The organism is [Clostridium] aminophilum DSM 10710, assembly GCF_000711825.1.
Taxonomy (GTDB): Bacteria; Bacillota; Clostridia; order Lachnospirales; family Lachnospiraceae; genus Clostridium_R; species Clostridium_R aminophilum.
The window spans coordinates 99705-112153 of record NZ_JONJ01000007.1 but is presented as its reverse complement, the minus strand read 5'-3'; the positions used below and the strand labels follow the sequence as shown (position 1 = coordinate 112153).

Here is a 12449-nt window from a genome sequence, read left to right as displayed (position 1 = left end):
TTCTGTTCTTTTTTTTGGTCTGCGGGAGGTACTGTCTCGCCGGAGCCGTTCTGTTCTCGCCTGACGCGTTACTCCGCTTCGTCCACGGAAACCAGAGTGATCTCGAAATTCAGCTCTTTTCCGGCCATCTCGTGGTTGGCGTCAAAGGTGATGTCGGTTTCGGTCTTCTCGGTGACGACAACCGGGAATGCCTGACCGTAGATGTTTCTCAGGTGAATGTGGTCGCCCACGTTCAGGGTCTCGGATCCCGGGAGTTCCTCGATCTTTACGTGAATGATCGCTTCCTCATTTCTCTCGCCGTATGCCTCCTCCGGCATCAGGTGGATCGTTCTGGTCTCGCCGACCTCCATGTCGACTACGGCCTTATCGAAGCCGGCGATCATCATGCCGGTGCCGCTGACAAACTCGATGGGCTCGCCGCGGTCATAGGAAGAATCGAACTTCGTTCCGTCATTGAAGGTGCCGGTGTAGTGTGCACGGACAGTCTTTCCGGCATTTTTGCCTTCCAGAATCACCGGGCGCGGGCCGTGGCAGCCACCGCCGCATCCGCCGCAGCCATGACCGCAGCCTTCTTCCACCTCACCGTGACCGCAGCAGCCGCCATCTTCGCCTTCGGAATCGTGATGACCGCAGCAGCCGCCATCTTCGCCGCCGTGATCGTGATGACCGCAGTGGTGATCTTCGCCGTCGTGGTCGTGGTGGCCGCAGTGGTGGCCCTCCTCGTGTCCGTGTTCATGATCGTGATGATCGCAGTTGATGCCTGCGGATTTCAGATCGCCTTCCAGGAATGCGGCTACAGCGGTATCGGCAGCACCGGTGACACCGGAAATCACCTTGATGCCGGCCGATTCGAGGGCTGCACTCATGCCTCCGCCGAGTCCGCCGCAGAGAACGGTATCGACGTCATGCTCTGCGAGAAGTCCGGCGAGTGCTTCGTGGCCGGTGCTTCCGCACTCTAAAATGGATTCCGATACAACCTGACCGTTCTCCACGTCATAAATCTTGAATTCTCTGGTTTTCCCGAAATGCTGGAATACCTGACCGTTTTCGTAGTTGACTGCGATTTTCATAGAATCCTCCAACTGATATATCTGTTCTGTATGGTGTCTGTTTTTATTTGTGTTTCATGCCGGGCCGGCATTTTTGCCGACAAAGCTTTTTCATTATATCATCGGAGGCCGGAAAACGCTATGAGAAGAAGAGCGGACATTTGACCGGGTTTTCAGAGAAATTTACGGAAATCCGGAGCGAGAGTACGGGAACACTGTTCGGCGAAGGACGGATTCTTCATGAAACTTTGGAATACGGAAATAATCCGCTGCGGCATGAAAAATTGAGACTATAATGGACGGATTATATGATATATTTCATGTTTTATATACAATTTGATAAATTGATACCCAAATCCACTTCCCGGGACCGGATCATTGAGCAGAATGCCAAAGTTAAAAATAAGGGGTTTACATCGTGAAAATGAAGACTATAATGTGCACTGTGTTCGAGAGAACATCAAAATAAATCAAAAAAAGCCAGAATCCGTCAAAGTTGGAATAGTAATCCATGACGAAAACGACTGAATAAACGGAGGTAAGAGAACATGAAGTCTTTCATCAGTGCGATGGTAAGCTGTGCAATTGTTCTTGCGTGCATGTTTGCATAATCGGAAAGTAAGTTGTACCCTACACATACGATAAAAGAGCCGCGTCCGTCCGGGATTGTTTCGGGACGGATGCGGTTCTTTTATTTTTCATAGGAAATTCTTCTGCATATTTGCCTCCGTATCATGGTAAGATGATAAGAACGATCACCATACGCAGTCAGACGGAGGCGCGATTATGATAGAGAAAGAGTACTTTGATGCGATGGAGCGGCAGCTGATCGAGTGGAGAAGGGATTTTCACCGCCATCCCGAATTGTCAGACTGTGAGATAAGGACAAAGAAAACGGTGGAGCGGATTCTTGATGAACTTGGAATCGAGCACCGGACCTGTGCGGACACCGGAATTACGGCCCTCATCCGCGGAACCGGGAAATTATCCGGGGAGAGCACCGGCGAAGCGGGCGGAAAGCGGATCACGGTCGGAATTCGCGCGGATATGGATGCGCTTCCGATCGAAGAACCGAAGGACCGGCCCTATTCTTCGGAGAATCCGGGAGTCATGCATGCCTGCGGGCACGATGCGCACACGACGATTCTGCTCGCGGTTGCAAAGACCGTGGCGGAACACCGTGAGGAGTTTCCGGGAGATGTAAAGCTGTTTTTTCAGCCGGCGGAGGAGACAACCGGCGGAGCGGACCGGATGATTTCCGAGGGATGTCTTGAAGAACCTCATGTGGATTATATGCTCGGTCTTCACGTGGAACCGGCTTATCCGGCGGGACAGGTCGGCATCCGTTATGGTGCCATGTACGCGGCGGAAGATATGTTTGATCTCGATGTGAACGGGAAGAGCTGTCACGGCGCGCATCCCGAACAGGGAACCGACGCGGTATACGTCTCCGCAAAGATTGTGGATGCGGTTCAGAGTATCGTGTCCAGGGGGACAGCGGCGGCAGAGGCGGCGGTTCTCTCGATCGGAACCATTTCCGGAGGGAGAGTCCGCAATCAGATCGCCGATCACGTTCATATGGAAGGAACGATCCGTACCTTTTCCGATGAGGTCCGTGTCCGCACCCGGGAGCGGCTCAAAGAGGTGGCGGAGAAAACGGCGGAAGTCTACGGCGCGGAGGCGAAGGTCACCCTCTATGAGTCTTACCGGAGCCTGATCAACGATGACGCGGTGACGGCACTCTGCGAGGAAAATGCGAAAAAAATGCTCGGAGAAGAACAGGTAATCCGGGAGACGCTGCCGGATATGAGCTGTGAGGACTTTGCGTATTTTGCGGCAGCGAGACCGGCGTGCTTTCTGCATCTCGGCTGCCGGTGTGAGCGGCCGGACACGGTTCCGCTTCTCCATAACCCGAAATTTGATATTGACGAGAAATGTCTCCGGATCGGAGCGGAACTGCAGATCCGGAATATTCTGGCATTGATGGAATCAGGAAAACAACATGAGTAAAAATAGACAAAGAAAAAACAATACGGATCTGCTTCACGGTCCGCTTCTGGGACCGATGCTCCGGTTCACATTTCCGCTTGCGGCGAGCAGTATGCTGCAGCAGCTCTTTAATGCGGCCGATACCGCAGTCGTCGGACGGTTCTGCGGAAGTGAGGCGATGGCGGCGGTCGGGAGCAACTCGTCTGTCATCAGTCTGATCATCGCCCTTTTTCTCGGCATCTCGGTCGGAGCGAATGTTGTGATCGGACGGCTGATCGGCGGAGGACATAAAAACCGGATCTCCGATGCGGTGCATACGGTGATTACTGTGGCATTTTTCAGTGGAATTCTTCTCTTTTTCGGCGGATTTTTCTCTGCGAGATCGATTCTTGAACTGGTCGGATCACCGGAGGATGTCATTGATCTGGCGGAACTCTATCTGCGGATTTACTTTGTCGGAATGCCGTTTATTATGCTTTATAATTTCGGAGCCGCGATTCTGCGGAGCATGGGAGACAGCCGGCGGCCGTTCCTGTCTCTCGTTGCGGCCGGCGTGATCAATGTGGTGTTGAATGTTATTCTTGTGGTCGGCTTCGGCCTGTCGGTTGCCGGTGTGGCCATCGCGACCGTCATCTCGAATCTGGTCAGCGCGGCGATGATCGTCTGGTTCCTGATGCGGGAGGAGGAACCCTTCCGCCTGCATCCGCAGCGCTTTATGATCGAGAAAAATCATCTGGCGCAGATGATGGCAGTCGGCGTGCCGGCCGGAATTCAGGGTATCGTCTTTTCTCTTTCCAATACCGTGATCCAGTCGGCGGTCAACGGTCTCGGTTCTGTGGCAATGGCGGGAACAGCAGCGGCGGTAACATTTGACTATATCTGCTTTTATACCGTCAATGCGTTTAACCAGACAACGATGACCTATACCAGTCAGAACTTCGCGGCAAGGGATTTCGAACGGTGCAAAAAGATCTACCGCATCGCGCTGTGGGGCGGAATTCTCTCCTGTATGGCGATGAACATCTTCTTTACCGTCGGGAGAAAGTTCTGGATCGGCCTCTTTACCAGTGATCCGGCAGTTATGGAACTTGCGTATTCCAGACTGTTCCACGTGCTCATTTTCCAGTGGATGGTTGCGACGTATGAGATTGCCTCCTCCACGATGCGAGGAATGAATGTCTCCGTTCTTCCGGCCGTGCTGACAATCTTCGGAACCTGCGCGCTCCGCGTGGTCTGGGTTCATGCGGTCTTTCCGTATTTCGGAAGTTACGAGGCGCTGATGAGTGTCTATCCGGTCTCATGGATTGTGACCGGAACGATCGTGACCGCGGCATACTTCATCGTGCGGAACCGGCAGTTCCGGGAGCAGCCGGTACATGAGGATCTGTAAGGAAAGACCGTTAAGGGAAGCGCGGGGAACGTCAGTCCCGTGCAAAATCTGTAAGGAAAGAACGTTAAGGAAAGCGCGGGGAACGCCAGTCCCGTGCAAAATCGGCCGGAATGTGATAAGATAACGAGATGACATGCGCTTCGGGAGTTCCGGGCGTTTTGCGGCAGCCGCCGGGGCTTCGTGCAGGCACGGGTCCTGGCGGATTTGCCGCGCAAAAAAGAAAAAGGATAACAGAATCACCGGAGAACACGGTGGGGAAAGGTGAATGACATGGGAAGAATCATTATTCAGGAAGAGACGGAGAAGTTCCCGATCTCGCTGATCGGAAAAGAGGCCGGCGTCTGTTGGGGAGGCAATACCAGGGATCAGGCCAAAAACTATAAGAGAGGTCTCGGCTGCATTAAGGACGGACATGGAAGAACCATGGAATATCCGCAGATTTATATGATTCTGGACGGCTATTCCGCGAGAGTCATCCGCGAGCTGTACACGCATATCGCCGGAGGACCGACCCGTCTTCAGGCGTCCACCCGCTATATTGATTACGAGTCCGGTTTTGACTATATCACACCGCCGTCGATCTCGAAGGATCCGGAGACGGAGAAGGTATACCGTGACGCGATGGCCGGCATTCTGGAGAATCTGCAGAAGCTGGAGGCGATGGGGGTTCCGAGAGAGGACAATGCGCTGCTTCTTCCTCTTGGCATGACCACGAAGGTCGTTCTTCGCACGAATCTTCGCAACCTTGCCGACATGTCCCATCAGAGACTCTGCACGAGAGCTTACTGGGAGTACCGTGAGATGATGAAGGATATCATCGACGCGCTGGTTGCCTATGGTGAAAATGAGGGCGAAAACGAGTGGAAGAAGGCTTCCGAGCTCCTGTTCATGCCAAAGTGCGATGTGACCGGCTTCTGCACCGAGTCCAAGTGCTGCGGAAGAAGACCGAAGAAGGAAGACTGATGGGGCGAAAAAAGGAAAATGCGCTAGGCGCGGAAGCAGGGGGCGAGTTTCAGCATGACTGGCGCCGGATGCTTCCGCGGCTTCGCTATCACAACCTTTCTCATGAGATGCTGGTGAAAGCCGCGAAGGCGACAAAGCTGGCGGCTGCAGAGGCGGCGGCTTCCGACGACTGCGGTCCGGCAGCGGCTCCGGAAACGGACGACTGCGCCCGCCCGTGGGCATTTGACTGTACTGCAGGCATGGGAGAGGATTCGCTGATTCTGGCGGCGGCAGGATTCCGTGTGACCTTCTGTGAGTATAATCCCGTGGTGGCGGAACACCTTCGCGAGTGTCTGAAGAATGCTCTCGAAGACGACGAAAATCCGCAGCTGAGGGCAATCGCATCCCGGATGGAACTGATGGAGGGAGACAGCGTGGAGATCATGAAACGCCTCTTTTCGGAGGAAAATGCGCCGCGGCCCGATCTGATTCTGCTGGATCCCATGTTCCCGGAGCGGAAGAAAAGTTCGCTGGTGAAGAAGAAACTTCAGCTGATTCAGCAGCTGGAAAAGCCATGCGCAGATGAAGAGACGCTCCTTAAGACCGCGATGGCGGCCGGAGCCGGGCGGATCATCGTGAAGCGGCCGGTGAAAGGCCCGTATCTTGCGGGCGTGAAGCCGAGCTATTCGCTCTCCGGAAAAGTGATCCGGTATGACTGCATTGTGAAGACGGATGCCGTCAGATGAGCGGCCGGCGATGTATCGGAAAAACAGAATAAGCCGGGATCAGTGATGACGCGGAAACGCAGAGAAAAACAGCAGGCTTGGATGGCGAGGAATTGCGGAATGAACGGCGGCCGGCGATGATACGACATGAGGCCGGACAGACGGCATGAGATCAGACAGACGGGCAGCGTCAGAAAGGGGGAGAACATGCTTCTGGAGATTCGGGACGGAACGGTTTCCCTCGGCGGAATTCCCGTTCTGTCACATTTTTCCTTCGGCATCAAAGGAACGGAGAAAATAGCGGTCGTCGGGCGTAACGGAGCCGGGAAGACGACACTTCTGCGGCTGATCGCGGGAGAAATTCTTCCGGATCGGGATGACAGGAATCCGGGAGCGGGAATCCGGAAATCCCGCGCTTTTACAGTCGGTATGCTGGGACAGACGGCGGTGACCGATCCGGAGAAGACGATCCGGGATGCGGTTATGGATGATGTTATGGCCGGTAAGCCGGCGGAGTTTCGATACTCGGAAGAGCGGTACGCTTATGAGCAGCGCTATGACCGGATGTTTACCGGATTCGGATTCCGGAAGGAAGACAAGCAAAAGAAGATGGGAGATTTCTCGGGCGGAGAACAGACGAAGATCAGTCTGATCCGCCTTCTTCTGGCGGAACCGGACATCCTGATTCTGGATGAGCCGACCAACCATCTGGATCTCGCCTCGGTGGAATGGCTCGAGGAGTGCGTCCGCAGCTATCCGAAAGCTGTGGTGGCGGTGAGCCATGACCGTTATTTCATTGACCGGACGGCGGATGTGATCTGGGAGGTCGAATATGGCAAGACAACGCGATATTCCGGCAATTACACCGAATACCGCGCGCAGAAGGCGGCTGCTTATGATAAACAGCTCAAGGCATATGAGAGGCAGCAGGATGAAATCCGGCGCCTGAATGAACTGATCGAAAAATTCCGCCATAAACCGAATAAGGCGGCATTTGCCCGGTCAAGAAAAAAGATCCTGGAACGGATGCCGGAGGCGAAAAAGCCGGTAAAAGACACGGCCGTGATTCGGACGGAGGAGATCGTGCCGGCCCGGACGGGAAGCAAGTGGGTCTTCGAGTGCGAACATCTGAAATTCGGATATGACCGGGCACTCGCGGAGATCTCGTTTCGGATCCGCCGCGGCATGAAGATCGGAATTCTCGGCCCGAACGGAAGCGGAAAGTCGACATTTCTCAAAACGGTGACGGGAAGAATTCCCGCGCTGGGCGGACAGAAGAGGACCGGAGTCAATGTGGATGCGGCCTATTTTGATCAGATGTCGGCGGCGTGGGACAACGGGGAGAAAGAGCGGACGGTGATCGACTGGTATCACGACCGCTTTCCGCAGAAGACGATGAAGGACCTGCGGGACACGCTTGCCGGGTGGCTTTTTGACGGCGGGGATATGGGAAAGAAGATCCGGGATCTGTCCGGCGGTGAGCGGGCAAGACTGGTTCTTGCCGCGCTTCTCGAAGAAAAACCGAACTTTCTTGTTCTCGATGAGCCGACCAACAATATGGATATCCCGGCGAAGGAGACGCTGGAGTCCATTTTGCGGTGTTATCGCGGAACCATCCTCTTTGTGAGTCATGACCGGTATTTTCTGTCGAAGGTGGCGGATGCCCTCCTCATCTTTGAACCGGGAAACGAGGTCATGTTCTATCCGTTCGGCTACGCGCATTACATGGAAAAGAAACGGACGGCGGATAAAGACGCGGCGGCACTCCGGACAGCAGAAGAGCAGCGCATGATTGAGGAACTGAAGGCGGTTCCGAAGGGGGAACGTCCGCGGTTAAGGGAAATGTCCACGGCTGAAGCGCAGAAGGACTGGCAGTTTATGCTGAACCGCCGGGAGTGGACCGACGCGGTGGATATGCTGGATAACGCCCTGAAATATGTGGACAATGCCCTGCATGATGTGGATACGCCGATCACGCCGGAAGTGTATCTGGAGGCGGGCGGACTGTGGGACCGGATCCGCGGGGAAGCGGAGACGGCAGTCCGGGAGGCGGAAAGACACGTGACCAAGGCGGCAGTGGAATGGTATGAACTCTGGCTGGACACGCTTCCGGACGAGGAGGCGGAACACGGAGAGACGGAAGGCGGAGAGAATACGCAGGAGAAAGAAGACAGGACGCAGCAGGAAGCCGATGTCCCAATGGGCGAAATGCGTTCGGCCCGGCAGGAGGAAGCGGCAGCCTCCGGGGAAAAAACAGGTGCCGCGGAGAAAGAAACGGAGAGAAAGGAGGAACAGCAGGATGATGGTAAATGAGCGGTTTCTGCGATATGTGGGAATCTGGACCAGCAGTGAGCGAAACACGAACGAGATCCCTTCAGCGATGCGGGAGTTCGATCTTGCAAATGTTCTCTCCTTTGAGATGGAGGAAATCGGCCTGACCGGCGTCGATGTCAATAATTACGGCATTGTGTACGGAAAGCTTCCGGCCACTCCGGGCCATGAGGGGAACACCCCGATCGGTCTTCTGGCGCATATGGATACCTTTCCGGGGTGCAGCGGCAAGGATGTCCGCCCGCAGATCATCGAAAAATATGACGGGAAAGATGTAAAGCTCGGAAACAGCGGTCTTGTGCTCTCCTGCAGTGAATATCCGCATTTAAAAGAACTTGCGGGGCAGACGCTGATCACAACGGACGGAACCACGCTTCTCGGCGCGGATGACAAGGCGGGAATCGCGGAGATCATGACGGCGCTGGAGCGCATCCAGCGGGAAAAGATTCCGCACGGTCCGGTCAGTGTGGCATTTCTTCCGGATGAGGAGATCGGCGGAGGAACGGATTATTTTGATATCAAAAAATTCGGCGCGCGGTACGCCTACACGGTCGATGGATGGAATCCGGGCGAGATTACGTATGAGAACTTTAATGCGGCGACGATCCGGATTGATATCCGCGGCCGCGAGACCCATACCGGAAGAGGAAAAGGCTGTCTTCTGAACGCCCAGCTCGTCGCAATCGAGATCAACAGCCGGCTTCCGGCCAATGAGATTCCGGCGATGACCGAGGGGAGAGAAGGCTTTTATCATCTTCGGACATCGTCCGGTACCGTGGCGGAGGCCCATCTGGAATATGCGGTCCGTGATCATGATGATCAGCGCTATCGGGAGAGGATCGGCGTTCTCACCGATATCTGCGCGGAGATGAATGAAAAATACGGAGAGAACACGGTATCCTGGGAACTCTCCGAGGAATACCGGAACATGAAGAGCTGTATCGAGCCGTGCCGGCATCTGGTGGATCACGCCGTGGAGGCGACACGGGCGGCCGGACTTACGCCGATCATCGCGCCGGCCAGAGGCGGAACCGACGGCGCGCGCCTGAGTTTTCTGGGGCTGCCGTGCCCGAACCTTGGCATCGGTGGCTATGCCTATCACGGGCCAATGGAGCATATCACCGCAGAGGCAATGGATCAGGTGACCCGGATCCTGATCGGTATCATCAAGAGCTATGCGGATGAAACGGTATGAGTGGATGAAAACGTATGAGCGGATAAAACAGCAGACGGAATAGCCGTTTACGCCTGTGTTTTGGCCATCGTGAGAAATTCCCTCATCGCGCGCGGAATATAGCGGTTCTTCTTATAATAAAAGGAGACCTCCCGGCGGGTGAGATCCGGATCCAGTTTATAGTAGATGATTCGACCGTCCGAGGGGGCATAGCGGACCAGCGTATCGCTGATAAAAGTGGCACAGAGACCTTCACCGGCGACATTGTAGGCGGTCAGCTGCTGATCGAGCGTCAGCGCGATGTGCGGGACAAAGCCGGCATTGCGGCAGAGATCCAGCGCAAGGGCATGGAAGTCATTGTCCTGCGGGAGCAGAATGAACGGGCAGTCGCTGAACCGCTCCAGCGGTACCGACGGGAACTGCTTCAGCAGATAGCGACCGCTGATGATGTTGTCCGGACTCTGCTGCCAGCGCATGAGCTCACGGTTGATCGTCCAGTCGGCGGGAACGGCAAGGATGACGTGCTCGTCGTGAAACGGTGAGGATTCAAACTGCGGGGAAGCGATATCGCGCATACCGAGGATCAGGTCAATGTCGCCGGAAGTCAGCTGGTCCTGCAGAGCGGAGATGGTTCCCTCGACAATGTACAGCTCCACCGCCGGATGGCGGACCTTAAAGGCGGAAAGGAGCGACGGCAGCAGGTAGGAGATGTACATCGCATTGCTGCCGACGGTGATTTCGCCGGTTTTCATATTCTGTTCATCGGCGAGGAAATGGCTGAATTCCTCCTCGGCGGACATGATCTTTTCGCAGGTGTCAATGTAGCGCTTTCCGATGTCCGTCAGCTGGATCGGAGACGTGGAACGGTCGAACAGAGGCGAACCGATCCGTTCCTCGATGCGGTGGACACTGTTGCTGAGCGCCGGCTGCGAGATATAGAGGTTTTTCGCAGCGGCGGAAAAGCTGCCTGTCTTATAGATTTCATAGATATATTGTTTCCCTCGGAACATGGGTATCCCTTTCTGTTATGGAAGTGATGATTTATCACGGATAGTATAACACAAATCGAATAGTTATTCTATTTTAGTGATAGGACGTATCACAACATTGGAAATTTATGATGAACATGTCGAATGTTACAATTAAATCAAGATAAACGCGATGCTTTTCGGCACAACGTTCGAACAGGCTTTGTGGGTTCGGATGCTGCTCGTGGGATACCGGGTTTCCGGCATGCGGGAGTTCCGGCTCACCGTACGGCTGTATCACGGAATCGGAAAGTATCACGGTGACGCGTCCGGTATGGTACGGATGACTAAATAATAGGGGGAAACTTACATGACAAGCGCACTTATGCAGACTCTTCTCAAGAGTCTCGGAGCACTCGGATTTCTGCTCCTGATCGGAACCCTGCTGAGAGCAAAGGTTCCGGCGTTCCGCAAGATGCTTATTCCGGCATCGGTTCTCGGAGGATTCATCGGCCTGTTCCTCGGCCCGGAGCTTCTCGGAAGCCACGCAATCCTTCCGTTCCCGGAGGAGTGGAGAACGACATGGTCTCTCATGCCGAGTACTCTCATTGTTCCGATTTTCGCAGCGATCCCGCTGGGAAACTTTAAGAAAAAGAAAGAGAAAAAGGCAGCTTCCGAGGGTATTCATCATGCCTCCAGAATTGCAATGGTTACCGGTGTTCATGCATCTCAGATGGGATCTCAGATTGCAATCGGTGTAGCGGCAGCGGTTCTTCTCGGAAAGATTTTCCCGGATATGGGTCTTTATGAGAACTTCGGATTCGAGATGAGCCAGGGCTTCAACGGCGGACACGGTACTGCCGGTGCAGTCGGAAACGTTCTTCTTGAGGCCGGCGTAGAGAGATGGGAACTCGTTCAGGGTGTTGCGACAACCTTCGCAACCATCGGTCTTCTCGGCGGTATCCTGATGGGTATCTTCCACATCAACCGCGCACAGGCAAAGGGAAGAACTGTCCTGCTGAAGCAGGCAAGCTCTCTTCCGGATTCCACATCCAGCGGAATTCAGAAAGATATCACCAAGCAGGTATCAGTAGGACGTGAGACTACATCCAATTCCAACATTGAGTGTCTGTCCGTGCACATTGGCCTGATCTTCCTTGCATCCGCAGCGGCTTATCTGATCCGCGGTGCGGCTGTAAGCAACAACATTCCGGGCTTCAAGGAGATTCCGGTATGGCCGTATGCGCTGATCGTGATGCACTTCATCAACTTCCTTCTTCAGAAGTTCCATCTCGAGTGGCTGATCGACAGCAAGGTTAAATCTCACCTGAGCGGAATGCTCTCTGATTTCGCCATTGTAGCGGCGATCGCTTCCATGCCGGTCAAGGCTGTGGCAGCTTACATTGTCCCGATGGTACTTGTCAGCCTTGTCGGCTTCGTACTGGTTTATTTCATGACGATCCGCGCATTCCGTTTTCTGCTTCCGGATTCCTGCCCGTTTGAGCGTGGAATCTATGTATGGGGTATGGGTACCGGCGTTATGATGACCGGTATGGCTCTCCTTAAGATCTGCGATCCGGACTATGAGCTTCCGGTTCTTGAGGATTACTCGGTAGCAAATATCGTGATTTCCATGACCGACCTTGTCGCACTGCCGATCATGTACAACATTCTCTGCTACGGCACCAGCCAGCAGATGATTGTATACGGTCTGGTTTACACTGCATTCTTCATTGTTATGGCTCTTGTCGGAAAGGTCCTTTATATGCACTCCTCCGACGAAGAAAGCAAGAATTCCCGGATCGCGTCATCCGAGGTTGTGGCAGACTGATCCGATTCTGTTAACCTCTCGCGGAGTTTCTTTCTGACGGAAATTCCGCG

General features: G+C 54.4%; 10 protein-coding genes. 8 read left to right on the top strand and 2 right to left on the bottom strand.

The window, feature by feature from the left end; translation table 11 throughout:
* Positions 1–68 precede the first annotated feature (68 nt).
* Complete coding sequence (locus BR86_RS16585) at positions 69–1070, bottom strand: FKBP-type peptidyl-prolyl cis-trans isomerase (RefSeq protein WP_031472243.1); 1002 nt, start codon at positions 1068–1070, stop codon at positions 69–71.
* A 765-nt stretch (positions 1071–1835) separates the two neighbouring features.
* On the opposite strand from BR86_RS16585, the gene BR86_RS0106325 reads away from it, so the two are divergent.
* The 6 genes from BR86_RS0106325 to pepT all read left to right on the top strand — a co-directional run bounded on the left by BR86_RS0106325 (position 1836) and on the right by pepT (position 9621).
* The gene (locus BR86_RS0106325) at positions 1836–3059 is read left to right on the top strand and encodes a M20 metallopeptidase family protein (RefSeq protein WP_031472241.1); all 1224 of its coding nucleotides are present in this window, start codon (positions 1836–1838) and stop codon (positions 3057–3059) included.
* On the top strand, positions 3052–4428 hold the full coding sequence (locus tag BR86_RS0106320) for an MATE family efflux transporter (protein ID WP_031472239.1): 1377 nt from the start codon (positions 3052–3054) through the stop codon (positions 4426–4428). The genes BR86_RS0106325 and BR86_RS0106320 overlap by 8 nt, the downstream gene beginning before the upstream one ends.
* Positions 4429–4698: 270 nt before the next feature.
* Positions 4699–5391 carry an FAD-dependent thymidylate synthase gene (locus BR86_RS0106315; RefSeq protein ID WP_031472237.1) on the top strand — a complete coding sequence of 231 codons (693 nt, stop codon included), beginning with the start codon at positions 4699–4701 and terminating at the stop codon, positions 5389–5391.
* Positions 5391–6116, top strand: coding sequence for a class I SAM-dependent methyltransferase (locus BR86_RS0106310; RefSeq protein ID WP_051684631.1), 726 nt, complete (start codon positions 5391–5393; stop codon positions 6114–6116). The genes BR86_RS0106315 and BR86_RS0106310 overlap by 1 nt, the downstream gene beginning before the upstream one ends.
* Before the next feature lie 186 nt (positions 6117–6302).
* Entirely contained in the window at positions 6303–8408 is a 2106-nt protein-coding gene (locus tag BR86_RS0106305) for an ABC-F family ATP-binding cassette domain-containing protein (RefSeq protein WP_081844169.1), read from the top strand.
* Positions 8395–9621: a peptidase T gene (pepT, locus tag BR86_RS0106300; RefSeq protein WP_031472232.1), complete on the top strand. Its 1227-nt coding sequence runs from the start codon at positions 8395–8397 to the stop codon at positions 9619–9621. The genes BR86_RS0106305 and pepT overlap by 14 nt, the downstream gene beginning before the upstream one ends.
* 47 nt (positions 9622–9668) lie before the next feature.
* Here pepT and BR86_RS0106295 read toward each other — a convergent pair whose 3' ends face one another.
* Complete coding sequence (locus tag BR86_RS0106295; RefSeq protein WP_031472231.1) at positions 9669–10610, bottom strand: LysR family transcriptional regulator; 942 nt, start codon at positions 10608–10610, stop codon at positions 9669–9671.
* 151 nt (positions 10611–10761) lie between these two features.
* On the opposite strand from BR86_RS0106295, the gene BR86_RS16060 reads away from it, so the two are divergent.
* Both BR86_RS16060 and BR86_RS0106285 read left to right on the top strand, forming a co-directional pair.
* Positions 10762–10923 carry a hypothetical protein gene (locus tag BR86_RS16060; RefSeq protein ID WP_161767287.1) on the top strand — a complete coding sequence of 54 codons (162 nt, stop codon included), beginning with the start codon at positions 10762–10764 and terminating at the stop codon, positions 10921–10923.
* 15 nt (positions 10924–10938) lie between these two features.
* A complete protein-coding gene (locus tag BR86_RS0106285; protein WP_031472230.1) occupies positions 10939–12399 on the top strand; it encodes a sodium/glutamate symporter in 1461 nt (486 codons plus the stop codon).
* Positions 12400–12449 lie beyond the last annotated feature (50 nt).